Annotated in this window: 20 protein-coding genes; 16 read left to right on the top strand and 4 right to left on the bottom strand. The window is 61.8% G+C overall.

The annotated features are described in order from the left end of the window. The first annotated feature begins 19 nt into the window (after window positions 1-19). The 5 genes from U3654_RS07330 to U3654_RS07310 all read left to right on the top strand — a co-directional run bounded on the left by U3654_RS07330 (window position 20) and on the right by U3654_RS07310 (window position 4807). The gene (locus U3654_RS07330) at window positions 20-448 is read left to right on the top strand and encodes a DUF2852 domain-containing protein (protein WP_324754684.1); all 429 of its coding nucleotides are present in this window, start codon (window positions 20-22) and stop codon (window positions 446-448) included. Between the two features lie 130 nt (window positions 449-578). Beyond that, window positions 579-1034 carry an RDD family protein gene (locus U3654_RS07325; RefSeq protein ID WP_324754683.1) on the top strand — a complete coding sequence of 152 codons (456 nt, stop codon included), beginning with the start codon at window positions 579-581 and terminating at the stop codon, window positions 1032-1034. A 94-nt stretch (window positions 1035-1128) separates the two neighbouring features. Further along, window positions 1129-1953 (top strand): arginyltransferase, encoded by an 825-nt coding sequence (locus U3654_RS07320; protein ID WP_324754682.1) that lies wholly within the window; start codon window positions 1129-1131, stop codon window positions 1951-1953. Between the two features lie 183 nt (window positions 1954-2136). Further along, window positions 2137-4182, top strand: coding sequence for an ASKHA domain-containing protein (locus U3654_RS07315; protein WP_324754681.1), 2046 nt, complete (start codon window positions 2137-2139; stop codon window positions 4180-4182). A 184-nt stretch (window positions 4183-4366) separates the two neighbouring features. Beyond that, window positions 4367-4807: a hypothetical protein gene (locus U3654_RS07310; RefSeq protein WP_324754680.1), complete on the top strand. Its 441-nt coding sequence runs from the start codon at window positions 4367-4369 to the stop codon at window positions 4805-4807. Window positions 4808-4958: 151 nt separating this feature from the next. On the opposite strand, the gene U3654_RS07305 is transcribed toward U3654_RS07310, so the two are convergent. Beyond that, window positions 4959-5585 (bottom strand): response regulator transcription factor, encoded by a 627-nt coding sequence (locus U3654_RS07305; protein ID WP_324754679.1) that lies wholly within the window; start codon window positions 5583-5585, stop codon window positions 4959-4961. A gap of 247 nt (window positions 5586-5832) precedes the next feature. Here U3654_RS07305 and U3654_RS07300 point away from each other — a divergent pair, with 247 nt between their 5' ends. The 6 genes from U3654_RS07300 to U3654_RS07275 all read left to right on the top strand — a co-directional run bounded on the left by U3654_RS07300 (window position 5833) and on the right by U3654_RS07275 (window position 11016). Next, window positions 5833-7011, top strand: coding sequence for an aminotransferase class V-fold PLP-dependent enzyme (locus U3654_RS07300; protein WP_324754678.1), 1179 nt, complete (start codon window positions 5833-5835; stop codon window positions 7009-7011). A 278-nt stretch (window positions 7012-7289) separates the two neighbouring features. After that, window positions 7290-8225, top strand: a complete 936-nt coding sequence (locus U3654_RS07295; RefSeq protein WP_324754677.1) for a CoA ester lyase — start codon at window positions 7290-7292, stop codon at window positions 8223-8225. Between the two features lie 10 nt (window positions 8226-8235). Continuing rightward, window positions 8236-9426: a malate--CoA ligase subunit beta gene (locus U3654_RS07290; protein ID WP_324754676.1), complete on the top strand. Its 1191-nt coding sequence runs from the start codon at window positions 8236-8238 to the stop codon at window positions 9424-9426. Beyond that, a complete protein-coding gene (sucD, locus tag U3654_RS07285) occupies window positions 9426-10307 on the top strand; it encodes a succinate--CoA ligase subunit alpha (protein ID WP_324754675.1) in 882 nt (293 codons plus the stop codon). Before U3654_RS07290 ends, sucD begins: the two co-directional genes overlap by 1 nt. Window positions 10308-10465: 158 nt before the next feature. Next, entirely contained in the window at window positions 10466-10615 is a 150-nt protein-coding gene (locus tag U3654_RS07280) for a hypothetical protein (protein ID WP_324754674.1), read from the top strand. A 56-nt stretch (window positions 10616-10671) separates the two neighbouring features. Beyond that, entirely contained in the window at window positions 10672-11016 is a 345-nt protein-coding gene (locus tag U3654_RS07275; RefSeq protein WP_324754673.1) for a TfoX/Sxy family protein, read from the top strand. Window positions 11017-11032: 16 nt separating this feature from the next. Here U3654_RS07275 and ndk read toward each other — a convergent pair whose 3' ends face one another. Beyond that, on the bottom strand, window positions 11033-11455 hold the full coding sequence (gene ndk / locus U3654_RS07270; RefSeq protein ID WP_324754672.1) for a nucleoside-diphosphate kinase: 423 nt from the start codon (window positions 11453-11455) through the stop codon (window positions 11033-11035). Window positions 11456-11592: 137 nt separating this feature from the next. On the opposite strand from ndk, the gene U3654_RS07265 reads away from it, so the two are divergent. From U3654_RS07265 to U3654_RS07245, 5 genes are all read left to right on the top strand, one after another. Further along, on the top strand, window positions 11593-13437 hold the full coding sequence (locus U3654_RS07265; protein ID WP_324754671.1) for an ABC-F family ATP-binding cassette domain-containing protein: 1845 nt from the start codon (window positions 11593-11595) through the stop codon (window positions 13435-13437). Window positions 13438-13477: 40 nt separating this feature from the next. Then, a complete protein-coding gene (locus U3654_RS07260) occupies window positions 13478-14095 on the top strand; it encodes a MarC family protein (protein WP_324754670.1) in 618 nt (205 codons plus the stop codon). A 55-nt stretch (window positions 14096-14150) separates the two neighbouring features. After that, a complete protein-coding gene (locus U3654_RS07255) occupies window positions 14151-14735 on the top strand; it encodes a retropepsin-like aspartic protease family protein (RefSeq protein ID WP_324754669.1) in 585 nt (194 codons plus the stop codon). 106 nt (window positions 14736-14841) lie between these two features. After that, on the top strand, window positions 14842-15288 hold the full coding sequence (locus tag U3654_RS07250) for a hypothetical protein (protein ID WP_324754668.1): 447 nt from the start codon (window positions 14842-14844) through the stop codon (window positions 15286-15288). A gap of 30 nt (window positions 15289-15318) precedes the next feature. Further along, the gene (locus U3654_RS07245; RefSeq protein ID WP_324754667.1) at window positions 15319-15906 is read left to right on the top strand and encodes a rhodanese-like domain-containing protein; all 588 of its coding nucleotides are present in this window, start codon (window positions 15319-15321) and stop codon (window positions 15904-15906) included. Window positions 15907-15939: 33 nt separating this feature from the next. On the opposite strand, the gene U3654_RS07240 is transcribed toward U3654_RS07245, so the two are convergent. Together U3654_RS07240 and U3654_RS07235 are read right to left on the bottom strand one after the other, a co-directional pair. Continuing rightward, window positions 15940-16413 carry a DNA polymerase III subunit chi gene (locus U3654_RS07240; RefSeq protein ID WP_324754666.1) on the bottom strand — a complete coding sequence of 158 codons (474 nt, stop codon included), beginning with the start codon at window positions 16411-16413 and terminating at the stop codon, window positions 15940-15942. After that, on the bottom strand, window positions 16413-17885 hold the full coding sequence (locus U3654_RS07235; protein WP_324754665.1) for a leucyl aminopeptidase: 1473 nt from the start codon (window positions 17883-17885) through the stop codon (window positions 16413-16415). Before U3654_RS07235 ends, U3654_RS07240 begins: the two co-directional genes overlap by 1 nt. Window positions 17886-17951 lie beyond the last annotated feature (66 nt).

The following is a 17951-nucleotide window of genomic DNA, read 5'->3' as shown; positions in this document are numbered from 1 at the left end:
CCCTCGCAAAGGACCTCAAATGAGCACATATGCCCACCCCCCAACAGCCACCGGCGGCCCCCTGCGCTGGATCGAGAACGCTGCAGCTTGGCTGGACCAACGCGGCAAAATGGCCTGGATCGCAGCGATTGTGATCAGTTTCATCTTCGTCTGGCCCGTCGGCCTCGCCATTCTCGCCTATATGATCTGGAGTAAACGCATGTTCGGACCCTGCAAATCGCGCCGCTCAGCGGCCCCCACCACGACCCGCAGCAGCGGCAACACTGCCTTTGATGCTTACCGCGACGAAACGCTGCGCCGCCTTCAGGATGAACAAGCCAGCTTCGAGAGCTTTCTCGACCGGCTGCGTCAGGCCAAGGATAAGGCCGAGTTCGACCAGTTCATGGAAGACCGCGCTAAGGCACCCCGCGACTCGGATCAGAACGATCAGACCCCGAACGAGGCCTGAGCCTGAGCAATTGCGGCCCGTCCAAGTATCTTGGGCGGGCGTCTGAGGGTTGATTATGTCGCCCTGAGTAATTTGGTATTCCTTTGCGACCCTCACGGGCGCACCGCATCCCTGCCTAACGAGAGGCCCCATGAGCTATAGCAATCTGACCGCCGACCTGCATCTGCCCGACCCTGTGGCGCAGCCCGAATTTTATGCCTCGGTGCCGACCAAGCGCCTGCTTGCCTGGCTGATCGATTCGCTGTTGATCCTGATCTTTTGCGTTGTCGCGCTGGTGCTGACCCTTGGCATCGGTTTCTTTTTCCTGCCCGCATTGATGCTGACGGTCGGCTTTGTTTATCGCACTGCCACGCTGGCGCGCGGCTCGGCGACATGGGGCATGGCGTTGATGGCGCTTGAGTTGCGGCGACATGACGGGGCGCGTCTGGACACGCTGACGGCCTTGCTGCACACGCTGGGCTATTCGGTTTCGATGGCGTTCGTCATCCCGCAGGTGGTGTCGGTTCTGCTGATGCTGACCGGGCAACGCGCACAGGGTCTGAGCGATCTGGTGCTGGGCACAGTTGCGATCAACCGGCGCGCCTGACACTGACCTGACTCTGCCGGGACTCCGATTCCCCGCTTGGCGTGACGCGGCATCATTGCTAAGTTTGTTGAAACGCTGATGCAAACGGGTCTTGATGCGACATACCAATACCATTGCGCCGCAGTTCTACGTGACGGCACCGCAGCCCTGCCCCTATCTGGAGGGCCGGATGGAGCGCAAGCTGTTCACCGCCCTGCAAGGCGACGGCGCGCAGCGGCTGAACGACGGGCTGAGCAAGCAGGGCTTTCGCCGCTCGCAAAACGTGCTCTACCGCCCGTCTTGCGCCGATTGCGCTGCGTGCCTGTCGGCGCGCATTAGCGTGGCCGGGTTTTCCCCGTCCAAAAGCCAAAAGCGCACGATCAGGCGCAACGTGGGCCTTGAGCGGCGCGCGACCTCGCCTTGGGCGACCGAAGATCAATATGCCCTCTTTCGCCGCTATCTGGAGAGTCGCCACGCAGCGGGCGGTATGGCCGATATGGACGCGTTCGAATTCGCCTCGATGGTCGAGGAAACGCCGATCCGCACCCGCGTCGTGGAATATGTCGACACTGAGACTGGCGCGCTGGTCGCCGTGTGCCTGACCGACGTGCTGGAGGACGGGGTCAGCATGGTTTATTCCTTTTTCGAGCCGGACCGCGCGCGTGCCTCCCTTGGCACTTACATCATCCTCGATCATATCGAGATCGCCCGCGAGGCGAACCTGCCGCATGTCTATTTGGGCTACTGGGTGCCGGGCAGTCCGAAAATGGGCTACAAGGCTGGGTTTTCCGGGTTGCAGTTGTTTGTCGCTGGCCAGTGGGAAGCGATGCGCGACCCCTCAGATTACAGCACTCAGGCGCATCCGCTGTCGAACGATCCGATCGCGGAACAGGTCGCCGGTATCACCCTGCCGGACGGCGAACCGCTCAGGCGGGGGTGAGGGGCTACTGAAACCCCGCTCGCGCGGCGCCTTCGGCTAGATTCCCGGCAGAGCGGCAGTTTGGGCCGCACTACGCAAAACATGCCGCGACTGAACCAGTTTCCGGCGCTACCGGCCTTCCCCTCCGCGATTAAATCCCTAATGTCCCTCGCAACGCCTTTGCGCAACAGATGGACCACGCTCATGAGCACCGATCCCCTCGTCGTCTTTACCCCCTCCGGCAAACGCGGACGCTTTGCGGTCGGCACGCCCGTTCTTACAGCCGCACGGCAATTGGGGGTCGACCTCGATTCGGTTTGTGGCGGGCGGGGCATCTGCTCAAAATGTCAGATCACGCCCAGCTATGGCGAGTTTGCCAAACATGGCGTGACCGTTGCCGCCGATGCGCTGTCAGAATGGAATTCTGTCGAGCAGCGCTACGAGGACAAGCGCGGGCTAAAGGCAGGTCGCCGCCTCGGCTGTCAGGCAACTGTGCAGGGCGACGTCGTGATCGATGTGCCGCCCGAATCCCAGCTTCACCGCCAGATCGTGCGCAAGGCCGCCTCGACCCGCGTGATCGAAATGGACCCGGCCACGCGTCTCTATATGGTGCAGGTGGACGAGCCCGACATGCATGAACCGACCGGCGATCTGGAGCGTCTGGCGCGCGCGCTGCAACAGCAATGGGACATCCCCGGCATCACCGCCGATCTGAGCCTGCTCAGCAAGCTGCAACCTGTTTTGCGCAAAGGTAAATGGCAGGTTACGGTCGCCCTGAACAAGGCCCATGACGATGATATTGCGCGCGTGCTCGAAATCTGGCCGGGCCTGCACGAATCCGGGCTCTACGGCCTCGCCATCGATCTCGGCTCGACCACAGTGGCGGCGCATCTGACCGATCTGCATACCGGCGCAGTGATCGCATCTTCGGGCATCATGAATCCGCAAATCCGCTTTGGTGAGGATCTGATGAGCCGCGTCAGCTATTCGATGATGAACCCTGGCGGCGACAAGGAAATGACCAGCGCGGTGCGCGAGGCGATCAACACGCTGGCCGAAGAGATCGCCAAGGAGGCTGAAATTGCGCCCGACCTGATCGTCGAGACGGTGATCGTGTGCAACCCGGTGATGCACCACCTCTTGCTGGGAATCGACCCGGTCGAACTGGGTCAGGCGCCCTTTGCGCTGGCCACCTCTCAGAGTATCACGCTGGACGCGCGTGAAATGGATATCACCACGATCAATGACCGCGCGCGGATCTATATCCTGCCGTGCATCGCGGGCCATGTCGGTGCCGACGCAGCGGCCGTGGCGCTGGCCGAGCAGCCGGGAAAATCCGACGATCTGGTTCTGATCATCGACGTCGGCACGAATGCCGAGATCCTCTTGGGCGATAAACAGGGCGTTCTGGCCTGCTCATCCCCGACCGGCCCAGCCTTTGAGGGCGCACAGATATCGTCGGGCCAGCGCGCCGCGCCCGGCGCGATCGACGCAATCCGCATTGATCCTCAGACCAAGGAACCGCGCTTTCGCGTTATCGGCAGCGATATCTGGTCCGACGATCCCTGCTTTGACGAGGCCATCGGCGCCTCAGGTATTACCGGCATCTGTGGCTCTGGCATCATCGAGGCGGTGGCCGAGTTGCGCATGGCCGGGCTGCTGGACGAAAACGGCCTGATGGGTTCGGCCGAGGCGACAGGAACGCCCCGCATGGTGCCCGAAGGGCGCACGCACAGCTACCTTGTCCACGATTCCACCGCCGACGGCGGCCCGCGGATCACCGTAACCCAAGGTGACATTCGCGCAATCCAGCTGGCCAAATCCGCGCTCTACGCAGGCGCGCGCCTGCTGATGGACGAGCGCGGCGTCGACAAGGTGGACCGCATCGTGCTGGCGGGTGCGTTTGGCGCGCACATCTCGAACCTGCACGCGATGGTGCTGGGCATGATCCCCGACGCGCATCTGAGCCGGGTAACATCGGCTGGCAACGCGGCTGGCACCGGCGCGCGCATCGCGCTGTGCAATATTGCCGCCCGCGCCGAGGTTGAGCGCATGGTGCGTCAGATAAACAAGGTCGAAACCGCCATCGCGCCGAAATTTCAGGAGCATTTCGTCGCCGCTAACGCGATCCCGCACAAGACTGACCCATTTCCGGAATTGTCCAAGGTCACGACGCTGCCCAACCCCAATTTCAACGCAGGCTCCGGCGGCGGCGAGGACGGTGGACGGCGACGCAGACGGCGCGGATGACACAGCGCATAATTTTGGGCCAATCGGCGTAGACGTTCGGCCCCGATCTCAGTAAACGCCGTCGAGCATTTGAATGCCCTGCGGCGTTTTTCTTTTGTGCGCTGCACTTTGCGTACGCGCTTTAGCGAAATAGCAACGTCTGGTGGCATATGCTGAGTAACGAGTAACCTTAGGATAATATTGTATGAAACGCTGTCTGCCCCTCTCTCTGCTTGCCGTGATGACCCTTACCGCCTGCGCTGGCCGTGATCCAAATCCGGTCAACGAAATTCAGGACGGCGACGCGCGCCTCTCCTGCCCCGAGCTGCGGCGCGAGATTGATGTCAATTCGCAAGCCGTGCGCGGCCTGATCGACGAAAAGCGCGACAAGCAGACGCAGAATGTGGTCGCAGGCGCGGCAGGCGCAATTCTGTTCTTTCCCGCGCTCTTCTTTATGGATCTGAAAGGCGCCTCTGCCGAAGAGGCGCGCGCCTATCAGCGCCGCAATCAAGGCCTCGTGAGCCGCTATAACGCCCGCGGCTGCAGCCCGGCCATCGCGATCCAGACCTATGAGCCAGCCAAGGCCGCAGCTGAGGCCAAGCGCACGAAAAAGAAACCCCTGGCAGGAAAAGATCCTTCCAACTGAGGCATCGGATAAAGGCGAAACGCGCGCGACGCTGATATGTTGCGCGCGTTTCACGAAAATCTGTGACTCAGGTTTTTCGCGAAACGCTTTAAGTCACGCCACCAGATGACGGGCGAGGGTATTCACCAATAGCCTCGCCCTCGCGGCGGCCTCAGTAATTGCCGGCGACGTATTTCGCGATGGCACCGCCGCGCGAATTCACGTCAAGCTTTTGGTAAATCGCCTTGAGATAGTATTTCACCGTATTCTCCGACAGGCCCAACCGGGCCGAGATCTGAAAATTGGTCAGCCCGTTCGCCAGCAGGCCCAATATCTCATGTTCGCGCCGCGACAGGGTATCCGTCGTCTCGTTCGCGAGGCGGCGCAGGATCTCGGTCGGGACGATGGAATGACCCTCGACCAGCTTGCCCAGTATCTTGGGCAGGCTGACCAGTATCTGCGCCATCATGCAGACCGAGTTGGCCCCCGCCTTGACCGCCGCGCGGATGAACGCGAATTCCGTCTCGTCCGCGACCACGACGACCAGCGCGCCAGGATGCTCGCGCCGCATCATTTCCATCGCCGCGGCCAGATCACAGTCGGCAAGGCGCACGCCCAGAATGACGATCACGCGCCCCTCCTCGGCCTCAAGCAAGGCGCGCAGCGCCGGCAGGTCGGTTGCGAACGCGCCCAGTTCAGTCCCCGGAATCTGACCCACGAGCGATCCGATTCCCTGACACACGATCAGCTGCCGGTCCGCGACGATGACGCGTGCGTCTGTGTTTTGTTGTTCGTTCATCCCGTGATTGCTGCACATGCGCGCTCGCTTGTCACGGGTTTTTACAGCCCGAAAAGCAGGAAACCTATGAATTCGAACGATTTTTCTGTGTGCCGCGGTATGCCGCGCTGCTTTTCACCCCGCCGGGTAGCCCCACCCTACCCGTTTGGCGTCGCAGCGCGACAGATCGCGGCCAGCGCCATGCAGTCGGGCATTACATCCTCATGGACCCCGCCCGATAGATTGATCAGCCAACAGGAGAAACATCATGCACGGCACATCCCATCTATTCATCCCCGGCCCGACCAACGTCCCCGAAGAGGTGCGCCGCGCCATGAACGTCCCGATGGAGGACATGCGCGCGCCCGATTTCGGCGATTTCGTCACCGGCCTTCTGACCGATATCAAGAAGACGTTCCGCCTGAAAAACGGCCGCGTGTTCATCTTTCCGTCCTCGGGCACAGGCGCTTGGGAATCGGCGATCACCAATACGCTCGCTGCGGGCGACCGGGTGTTGATGTCACGCTTTGGCCAGTTCTCACTGCTCTGGGTCGAGATGGCCGAACGTCTCGGCCTTGAGGTCGATCTGTGCGAGGTGGAATGGGGCAAGGGCGTGCCTGTGGAGGATTACGCCGCCAAGCTCAACGCCGACACCGATCACCAGATCAAGGCCGTCTTTGCCACCCATAACGAAACGGCGACCGGCGTCAGCTCTGACGTTGCCGCGGTTCGCCGCGCGTTGGACGATGCGAACCATCCTGCGCTGCTCTTTGTCGACGGCGTCAGCGCGATCGGTTCGATCGAATTCGAGATGGATAAATGGGGCGTTGATCTGGCGGTTGCCGGATCGCAAAAGGGCTTCATGCTGCCTGCGGGCCTTGGATTTCTGGGTGCGTCGGACAAGGCGCTGGCCATTAATGCCTCGAACTCGGAAAAGATGCCGCGCGCCTATTTCAATTTTGCGGACATGATCGCCTTGAACGATACCGGCTATTTCCCCTACACCCCGCCGACGCAATTGTTGCGCGGATTGCGCGTATCGCTCGACCTGATGCTGGGCGACGGGATGGAGGCAATCTGGGCGCGCCATACCTTCCTTGCTGAGGGCGTGCGCCGCGCTGTCGCCGCGTGGGACGGATGCGAATTGGTGGCCAGAGGGCCGGAATGGGCGTCCGACACGGTTTCGGCGATCTATACACCCGAAGGCGTCGATGCCCGCGACGTGATCGCAGGCGCCTATGGCAAATACCGCACGTCGCTGGGCAGCGGTCTGAACAAGCTGGCCGGGCGCGCATTCCGCATCGGGCATCTGGGTTCGCTTAACTCGGTGATGCTGTGCGGCGCTTTGTCGGCCGCGGAAATGGCGCTGATGGACGCCGGCGCGCGCATTACCCCCGGCGCTGGCGTAGCGGCAGCCCTAGAGCATTATCGCACCGCCAAGGCGTAAACTTCGATCACAGCCCAGCGTAGTCCAACTGCGCCATAACCATGCCCTGATGAAACTCGGGGCATGGTTTACGTATTTCGCACTAAAATGTTGTTGCACTTTCCGGTGCACCGTCCGGTGTGCCGATGTGTTCCGAATACCGCGTGCCGGGTAGTCCGCCCTACCCGTTTGCCGGACCGCCCCAACCCGAAACAACCTTTGCTACCCATGCGAAAGTGTTTGGCCAACCGCGTTTGCGGCACCCTTTCCTAACCACGTGATCCTAGGGAGGGACCGACATGAGCTACACTTTGCACCCGCTGAAAAAGCAACGTCTTCAGCGATCCGAACTGGCTGTGCCCGGCTCGAACACCGAAATGTTCGAAAAGGCCGCCAACAGCGATGTCGACTATATCTTTCTCGACCTTGAGGACGCCGTATCGCCCGCCGACAAAGAGCAGGCGCGCAAGAACATCATCCAGGCGCTGAATGACATCGACTGGAAAGGCAAGACCATGTCGATCCGTATCAACGGGCTCGACACGCACTATATGTACCGCGACGTCGTCGATATCGTCGAACAGGCCGGCCAGCACATCCACACGGTTCTGGTCCCCAAGGTCGGCGTTCCCGGCGATCTTTATTGTGTCGAGACTATGCTCAGCCAGATCGAAGTGGCCAAGGGTTTCAAGCATCAGATCGGTCTGGAGGCATTGATCGAAACCGCCCTCGGTATGGCCAATGTGGAGGCGATCGCCGCCGCACCGGGCCGTCTGGAGGCGATGCATTTCGGCGTCGGCGACTACGCCGCTTTCACCCGCGCCCGTACCGTGGTTATCGGTGGTCTCAACCCCGATTATCCGGGCGATCAGTGGCACTACGCCATCTCGCGCATGAACGGCGCCTGCCGTGCCTATGGCCTACGCGCCATTGATGGTCCGTTCGGTGATTTCAACGATCCCGAGGGCTATACCGCGTCGGCGAAACGTGCCGCAGCCCTTGGTATCGAAGGCAAATGGGCCATTCACCCCAGCCAGATCAAGCTCGCGAACGAGACCTTCTCGCCTCCCGAGGCCGAAGTGACCCGCGCGCGCCGCATCATCGAAGCGCTGCGCGAGGCGGAAAAGCAGGGCAAGGGTGCCGCGAACCTTGATGGCCGTCTGATCGACGCCGCCTCCGAGCGCATGGCGCAGAACGTGCTGACGGTGGCCGATGCCATCGCAGCCAAGGGCTGAGGGAAACCAAATGGATATTCACGAATATCAAGCCAAGGAACTGCTGAAGAAATTCGGCGTCAACGTGCCGCGCGGTGGCATTGCCTATAGCCCCGAACAGGCCGTCTACCGGGCACAGGAACTGTCGGGTGAGAAATGCGTCGTCAAGGCACAGATCCATTCCGGCGCGCGCGGCAAGGCGGGCGGCGTGCGCATCTGTTCCAGCGATGACGAGATTTGGCAAGCCGCAGCATGGATGCTTGGCCGCAAGCTGGTCACGCACCAGACTGGCCCCCAAGGCAAGCTGGTTGGTCGCCTCTATATCGAAGAGGCGACTGATATCGCTCAGGAAATCTATCTGGGCTTTGTCATGGACCGCACCGAAGAGCGCGTCGTCGTCGTTGCCTCCGCCCAAGGCGGGATGGAGATCGAGGATATTTCCTCGGACGAGCCGGACAGCATCATTCGCGCGGTCATCGACCCGGCGGTGGGGATGCAGGCCTTTCAGGCGCGCGAAATCGCATTTCAGTTGGGGCTTGATTCTGCGCTGATCCCGCAGGCCGTCAAGCAGATCGTTGGCTGTTACAAGGCGATGGACGAACTGGACGCATCCATGCTGGAAATCAACCCGCTGGTCGTAACCGGCGCAGGCGAAATCGTCGCGCTGGATGCCAAACTCAGCTTCGACGACAACGCGCTGTTCCGTCACCCCGACATCTCGGAGTTGCGCGACAAGAGCCAAGAGGACGCGCGCGAAACCTATGCCAGCGACCGGGGTCTCAGCTATATCGGACTTGAGGGCGAAATCGGCTGCATCGTGAACGGCGCGGGCCTCGCGATGGCGACGCTCGATATGATCAAGATGGCGGGCGGTGAGCCTGCCAACTTTCTCGACGTGGGCGGCGGGGCCAGCCCTGAACGCGTGTTGATGTCGTTCAAGGCGGTGCTGAACGATCCCAATGTCGAGGCGATCCTCGTCAACATCTTTGCCGGGATCAACCGCTGCGACTGGATCGCAGAGGGCGTCGTGCGGGCGGTTCAGGAACTGAAACTGACCATGCCCCTCGTCGTGCGCCTGTCCGGCACCAATGTCGAAGAAGGTCGCAAGGTGCTGAATGACAGCGGGCTGGACATCACGACCACCGAAACGCTGGCCGAAGCTGCGGACAAAGTGGTCGCGGCATGGAAATCGGCATCATCCAAGAACGCGGAGGCAGTCTGATGGCAATTCTGATCGACAAGACATCCAAGGTGCTGGTCACCGGCCTGACAGGCCGCATCGGCAGCTTTCATGCGCAGGAAATGCGCGATTACGGCACCAACGTGGTCGGTGGCGTCACCCCCGGCAAGGGCGGTGTGCTGCATGGCGGGCTGCCGGTGTTCAACACCGTCAAGGGTGCTGTGGCCGAAACGGGCGCGACGCTGGCCATTTGCTTTGTGCCGCCCCCCTTTGCTGCGGATTCCATCATGGAGGCCGCGGATGCGGGCATCGAGACCTGCGTTTGCATCGCCGACGGCATCCCGACGCAGGATATGATCCGCGTCAAACGTTATATGCGCCGCTACAAGGAAGCGCGCAGGATGCGGCTGATCGGTCCGAACTGCGCCGGGATCATCACGCCGGGGCAGGCCTTTGCGGGCCTTATGCCGCCCTCGATCTACCTCGAAGGCCGCGTCGGCATCGTTGGGCGTTCGGGCACCTTGGGCTATGAGGCCGCCAGCCAGATGAAGGCGCGTGGGATCGGCGTGTCCTCTTCTATCGGGATCGGGGGCGATCCGATCAACGGCTCGTCCTTCCGCGATATTCTGGAGCTTTTTGAGAACGATCCAGAAACCGACGCCGTCGTCATGGTCGGCGAAATCGGTGGCCCCCAAGAGGCAGAAGCAGCCGAATACATCCGCGATCACATGACCAAGCCTGTCGCGGCCTACATCGCCGGCCTGTCGGCGCCCAAAGGGCGGCGTATGGGCCATGCAGGCGCGATCGTATCGGCCTTTGGAGAGTCGGCGCAGGAAAAGGTCGAGATCCTGTCCGGGGCGGGAGTGAACATCGTGCCCACGCCGTCGGCATTCGGCGAAATTGTCGAAAAAATGCTTTCCTAAGAGTGTCTTGGGCGTGGTTCCGCCCATGCCCAAGACATCCGGACCTCTGGGGCTTGTATCCGCCACAGTTTCGTCCCAATTGCTCCTTATTCACGCCCCGATTCCTTGCTAGGCTCAAGAGTCATCTGGGGGCGTGATCTTTTTGAAGGAGCAAACCGATGCTTAAGTCAACGCCCGCGCCCAAGGCGCACGTAGCCAAATCCCTTGAATCCGCCCCAAAGCAGATCAAACGCACCCCTCCGCGCAAAACCAAGCCGCAACCCAAGGTTATTTCGCGGCAGGTGTTCAACGACTTTGCCAGCATTTGATTGCGCAGCGTCTCATTGCACTGGCCCGCGCAAAACTACGTCGCTAGGCTAGCTAGATGACCAGCGAACCGCATGACGCCGTATCATCGATCCGAAATCTCGGCCCTGCTGTTGAGGCATCCTGCACGCGTGCAGGCATCCACTCGGCAGCCGAGTTACGCGAACTTGGCGCTGATGCGGCCTATGCGCGGCTGATCGCCAGCGGTACGGTTCCACACTTCATCGGGTATTACGCGATGGTCATGGGGCTGCAGGGACGACCGTGGAATGATTGCCAAGGCGCGGAAAAGACAGCGCTTCGCGCCCGTTTCGATGCGATCAAGGCTGCAAACAAGGACAAAGGCCGCACCCCTCTGGATGCGGCCCTTGCCGAAATCGGTGTGTTCGAGCGGCCTCGCTGACCGCAGATCGTTGCGTTCAGCCGACCAGTTCGAGCCCAGCAAAGAAATACGCGATCTCTTCCTTGGCCGTCTCGGGCGCGTCCGAGCCGTGGACCGAGTTCTCGCCAACGCTTTCGGCGAAATCGGCGCGCACTGTGCCGGGGGCTGCATCCTTGGGGTTTGTCGCGCCCATGACTTCGCGGTTCTTGGCAATGGCGCCTTCGCCTTCCAGAACCTGCACGACGACGGGGCCCGAGGCCATGAAATCGCACAGTTCGCCGTAAAACGGACGCTCGGCGTGGACTTCGTAGAACTTGCCGGCCTGCGCCGGTGTCAGGTGGATCCGCTTTTGCGCGACGATGCGCAGACCGGCATCCTCGAACTTGGCATTGATCTTGCCGGTCAGGTTGCGTTTGGTCGCGTCGGGTTTGATAATGCTCAGCGTGCGTTCGGTTGCCATGTTAGCCTCTTGTTGGTTGATGTGCGTGGGCCGGGCCCCATGCCCTGCCTCTGCGCAATTGCGGCCCCGATAGCATGAGGACCGCTACATGAAAAGGTGCGATTGACGCCGCCCGCTGGCTGAGGCATGGCACACGTATGCTACGCATTGATGACATATCCTATTCCGTCGCGGGTCGCCCGCTGATTGAAAACGCTTCGGCAAGTATCCCGGATGGCCACAAGGTGGGCATCGTGGGTCGCAACGGCACGGGCAAGACCACGCTGTTCCGCCTGATCCGGGGCGAGCTGGCGCTTGAGGGTGGCGCGATCACCCTGCCCCAGCGCGCCCGTATCGGCGGCGTATCTCAGGAAGTGCCGGGCAACGAGGTGTCGCTAATCGACACGGTTCTGGCCGCCGATACCGAGCGCGCTAACCTCTTGGCCGAGGCCGAGACAGCGAGCGATCCCACCCGCATCGCCGACGTACAAACACGCCTTTCGGATATCGACGCATGGGGCGCCGAGGCGCGCGCGGCCTCGATCCTCAAGGGACTGGGTTTTGACGACAAGGCGCAGCGCCAGCCGTGTTCGGCGTTTTCAGGCGGTTGGCGGATGCGCGTGGCGCTGGCTGCTGTGCTGTTCTCGCAGCCTGATTTGTTGCTGCTTGATGAGCCGACAAACTATCTGGACCTCGAAGGTGCGCTGTGGCTGGAAACTTACCTCGCGCGCTATCCGCATACCGTGCTGATCGTCAGCCATGACCGCGGTCTGCTGAACCGTGCCGTCAACTCGATCCTGCATCTCGAAGACAAGAAACTGACGCTTTATCAGGGCGCCTACGACACCTTCGCCGAAACCCGCGCCGCGCGGTTGGCGGCGTTGGAGAGTGAGGCCAAAAAGCAGGACGCGCGCCGCGCCCATCTGCAAAGCTTCGTCGATCGTTTCCGCGCCAAGGCGTCCAAGGCCGTTCAGGCCCAGTCGCGCCTCAAGATGATCGCCAAGATGAAGCCGATCACCACCCCGCAAGAGGCCGCGCTCAAACGGTTCACCTTCCCCTCGCCCGAGGAGCTGTCTCCGCCGATCATCAACATTGAGGGTGGTTCAGTCGGCTATGACGGCAAGGCAGTCCTGCAGCGACTGAACCTGCGCATTGATCAGGATGATCGGATAGCGCTGCTCGGTAAGAACGGTGAGGGGAAATCCACCCTTTCCAAGCTGTTAGCAGGAAAACTTGATCTAATGGGCGGCAAGATGACCACCTCGTCCAAGCTGCGCGTCGGCTTTTTCGCACAGCACCAGGTCGAGGAACTGCACGTCGACGAGACGCCGATCGACCATATCCGTCGCCTGCGCCCCGGCGAGACGCCATCGCGCCTACGCGGGCGCCTTGGCGGATTTGGCATCGGCGCCGAGCAGGCCGAAACGCTGGTGGGCAAGCTGTCGGGCGGACAAAAGGCGCGGCTTAGCCTTATGCTGGCGACCATCGATGCGCCCCATTTGCTGATCCTCGACGAACCGACGAACCACCTGGATATCGAATCGCGCGAAGCACTGGTCGAGGCGCTGACCGCCTATACCGGCGCAGTGATCCTCGTCAGTCACGACATGCACCTGCTCAGCCTGGTTGCCGACCGTCTGTGGCTGGTCAAGGACGGCGGTGTCGCCCCATATGAGGGCGATCTGGAAAGCTACCGTGACATGCTGTTGGCGGGCGACAAGCCTGCGCCGAAGGTGAAGGATCAAAAGCCGAAACGCCCCTCGCGCGATGCGATCACTGCGTTAAAGCAGGAAGCAAAGAAATGCGAGGAACGCGTTGAAAAACTGAACATAATGGCGGACAGGCTAGCCAAAAAGCTGGCCGATCCCGCGATGTATGACGATGACAACAAGGACGAGGCGACGGTCTGGCAAAAGAAGTATTCCGAAGTGATGAATGCTCAGGACCGCGCCGAATCCCTCTGGATGCGTGCACTCGAAAAGCTGGAGCGCGCGACGGCCTGAGCCACGTCGCATTGCAAGGCCAGCACCGAAAAGGACTCTCATGGAAACCGCCACGCTGATCACGACATTCGCCGCACTTTTCATCGTGCTGGACCCCTTCGCGCTGGTCCCGCTGTTTCTGGCAATGACGCGTGGCATGCCAGCGTCGAGGCGCCGCACCATCGCGCTGCATTCGTGCCTGACGGCCGCCGCGCTCTTGTGCCTGTTCGGCGCGTTCGGCGAGGCGGTGCTGGGTTTTATCGGTATTTCCATGCCCGCCTTTCGCATCGCCGGTGGTGTGCTGCTGTTCCTGACCGCGCTCGACATGCTGTTTGAACGGCGCACCAAGCGGCGCGAGGGCCAGGTCGAGCAGGATGATCACGAGGATCCGTCAATTTTCCCATTGGCGATTCCGCTGATTGCAGGCCCCGGCGCCATTGCCACCGTCATCCTGCTGACCGGCGAACATTCAGGCTATTTGGGCTTGACCTGGGTGCTGGGCATGATGCTGTTCGTGATGTTTATGGTCTATCTGTCTTTCCTGAGCGCGGGCATGCTGGAGCACGCGTTGGGCAAGACCGGCATCAGCGTGGTTACGCGCGTTCTGGGCATGTTGCTGGCCGCGCTGGCAGTTCAATTTGTGCTGGATGGACTGCGCGACACTATCATGATCGGATGATCTGGCATGATCGGATGATCTGGCGCATGTGCGCTGCGCACCTTATCTTGGTATCATGAGCGATACTGTCGACACTGCGAACCTCATCTATCTGATCGTGCTGGGCTGCGCGGTTATGATCTGGTTCTTTGCCGCCAACCGCAATTCACTGGGCAAGACGGCGCAGCACGCGGCGGTCTGGGGTCTGATATTCATCGGCGTTATTGCGGCAATCGGCCTCTGGGACGATATCCGCGCCACCGTCGCGCCGCGCCAATCCATCAGCGCCGATCAGGGCCGGATCGAACTGCCCCGCGCGCCTGACGGGCATTACTACCTCGCTGCCGAGGTCAATGGCGCGCCCGTGCGCTTTGTTGTCGATACCGGGGCCAGCGACATCGTGCTCAGTCGCGAGGATGCGATTGCAGCCGGGCTGCATCCCGATGATCTGAACTTTACCGGGCAGGCCACCACTGCCAACGGCATCGTGCGCACCGCACCGGTGCGGCTGGAGACCCTCACCGTCGGCAGCATCAGCGATCGTGGAGTGCGCGCCGTGGTCAATTCGGGCGAACTACGCGAATCTCTGCTGGGAATGGGCTATCTGGAGCGGTTTACAAGCGTGCATATCACAGGTGGCAAGCTGGTTCTGGAGCGCTGATCGTCTGCGTCATCTCACCACAGGATGGGGTTGACCGAAATCAATGCCGCGTTCGCTGCCTTCCTTAGCGTGATCCTCAGACGCGTTTTATCCAAGGAGACCTCCCATGCGCCTTTTGCCCGCACTCGCCCTCTGCACCGCCACGGCGCTGTCCGTGACTGCCCTGTCCGCCAATGCGCAGGACGCGCACAACAATCTGGTCACAGTCATTACCAGCGAAAATCCACAGACCCAGTTGATGGGCATGGTGCTGACCATGGAATCGCTACGCGCGGGCGCGACTGCACACATGCTGCTTTGCGGTCCGGGCGGTGATATCGCGCTCAAGGACGCACCCGATACGGCGACCACCGCGCAGCCGCCAATGGGAATGAGTCCGCAGGCCCTGATGCAAAAGATCATTGAGGCCGGAGGTATGGTCGAGGTCTGCGCACTATACCTGCCCGGCAAGGGCGGCGATGCGGGCATTTTGCTGGACGGCATCACTGCGGCCAAGCCGGGCGATATGGCGGCGCGGCTGATGGCCAAGGACGCCCGCGTCCTGTCTTTCTGATCGCACCTGACCCAGTTTAAAGGAAATATCATGCTTCGCAAAACGCTATCCGTCGCCCTGCTCGCCGCCAGTCTGGCCGCGCCCGGCTTGGCCGCAGACGCGCCCCAAGACCCCAAGCACCAGACCGAGTGGGGCCTCTACCTGACCGCCCGCGAGGCGTTCGAAATGAAACAGGCGCAAGGCGACGGCGTGCTATTCGTGGATGTGCGCGAGCCGGTCGAAATCATGTTTACCGGCTGGACAGATGTCGTGGACGTCAATGTGCCCTTCATGCTGGTCGACCCCGCCGCCTGGAACCCGGAAAAGCCGCGCCTCGCCATGCGCTCGAATCCCGATTTTACCGCAGGTGTCGCGGCGGCGCTCGAGGCGCGCGGCCTGGACCACGATGCGCCGGTGATCGTGATGTGCCGCTCGGGTGGCACGCGCGGCGCGCCATCGGCCACTGCGCTTGCGCCTCTGGGGCTTAGCCAAGTCTATGTGGTTGTCGACGGGTTCGAGGGCGGCACGCTTACGGACGACCCGCGCGGCCCGATGCGCCTGAAAGATGGCTGGAAAAACAGCAACCTGCCGTGGAGCTATGACATGACCAAGGACAAGATCCCGCTTCGCAAAGACTAGCGCGCGAAGGAGGTTCCCGGTCCCAATCCATGGTCAGCCGGTAGCCTCCTTCTCGGCCTTCTTTTCCCACTTACCGGACTCCTCGGACCAGTATTGCGCAGTGCAGCCGGCATCGGTCAGCGCCTTCCACTGGGTGCGCGCGTGGGCGACGGCAGCGTCGTCGTTACCGTCAAAGATCACGCAGACCCGGTCGAGTCGGCTTACCTCGTCCGGCGCCACCTCGGCACCCGCGACGGTCATCAGGCAGCTTGCGCCATTGGGCATGTCCGCCAGCGTGGTCAGCAGGATAGGCTGATCGGCCTCATACGGCTGGCCCGCGCGGCCATGGGGCAGGAACGACTCATCGCCGCCCGTCGTCCATAGCGCCTCGTCCAGCTTGTCCATCTGCGCGGGATCAACGCCTCTGACAGCGACTCGCCAGCCCGCGCCGCGCGCCTTGTCCAAAAGCATGGCCAAGGTGACCTCGAGCGGCGCGCGCGTCAGGTGATAGAAATAGGCGGCGCCCATCAATCCCCCTCAAGCATGTCCGCGACAAGCCGGTTCAGCGCCATTACGCCCCAGCCGGTTGCACCCTTCGGCGCGTAGGCGGTATCGGATTTCACCGAGGCAACCCCGGCGATGTCCAGATGCATCCAAGGCATGTCCTCCTGCACAAACCGCTTGAGGAACTGCGCGGCCGTGATGCTGCCTCCGGGGCGCCCGCCGACATTCTTCATATCGGCGATCTGGCTCTTTAATTCGTCGTCATAGGCTTGCCCCATCGGCATCCGCCATGCACCTTCGCCCTCGGCCTCGGCCGCCTTGAGGAAGTCGCGGGTGAGCGTGTCATCATTGCTGAAAACGCCAGCATTCTCATGCCCCAGCCCGACGATTATGGCGCCCGTCAGGGTGGCGAGGTCGATCATCGCGCGGGGTTTGTAGTTTTCCTGCGCGTACCACATCACGTCCGCCAGCACCAAACGCCCCTCGGCGTCGGTGTTGATCACCTCGACCGTGTCGCCCTTCATCGATGTGACCACATCGCCGGGGCGCGTGGCGCGCTCGGACGGCATGTTTTCGACCAAGCCGACAAGGCCGACGACATTGCCCTTGGCCTTGCGCAGCGCCAGCGTGCGCATGACGCCCGCGACAACCCCCGCGCCGCCCATGTCCATAGTCATGTCTTCCATGCCTGCTGCCGGTTTCAGGCTGATTCCGCCAGTGTCGAACACGACGCCCTTGCCGACCAGCGCCAGCGGCGCGTCGCCCTTGGCACCGCCCATCCACTCCATCACCGCGACTTTCGTCGGGCTGGCACTGCCGAGGCCCACGCATAGCAGGCACCCCATGCCGAGGCTTTCAAGCTTGTCTTCCTCCAGCACAGTAATCTTGAGGCCCAGCTTCTCCATATCCTTGATTCGCTTGGCGAATTCGGTCGTCGTCAGATGGTTCGCAGGCTCGCTGACCAGATCGCGGGTAAAGAAGACACCCTCAACCACGGCGCGCGCCGCTTCTGCCTCGACCTCGATCTCATCGGGTTTCGACACCATCAGCGTCACCTCACCCACCGCCTTTTGATCGCCGGTCTTGCGCGCAGTAAAGCTATAAGCGCGCAAGGCGATCCCCATCATCAAATCGACCGGCCGGCGGATTTGCGCGGCAAGCACAGTCATGCCCTTTTTGTCCAACAGCTTGCCAAGCGACGCGCCAGCCTTGCGTGCCTCGACCTCTTTTGCACCGCGCTCGACGCAGAGAATATCGACCGCCTCGGCCTTGAGGCCCGTTGGCCATGCCAGCGTCTTGACGTCACCGGATTTCATGTCTTCCAGCGTGCCGGCCTCAATCATACGGGCCAGCGCCCCCTTGGTCAGCTTGTTCACGCGCCGCGCGCCTGAATCCAGCTTGCCGTCCTTGCCGATCAGCACGGCGATGCGGCCAGTCACGTCGGCGAGGGCGTCGAGGTCGATCTCAATAATCTGGGTGGATGCGGGTGTCGTCATTTGGCGGCTCCTGATGGTCCGGCGGCGGATCGCGAAGCGGCCCGGCGCACTCAATTCACGTCTGGG

It is taken from the genome of Roseovarius sp. Pro17, from assembly GCF_035599575.1.
GTDB lineage: Bacteria > Pseudomonadota > Alphaproteobacteria > Rhodobacterales > Rhodobacteraceae > Roseovarius.
This window is presented reverse-complemented; position numbering and strand designations above follow the sequence as displayed.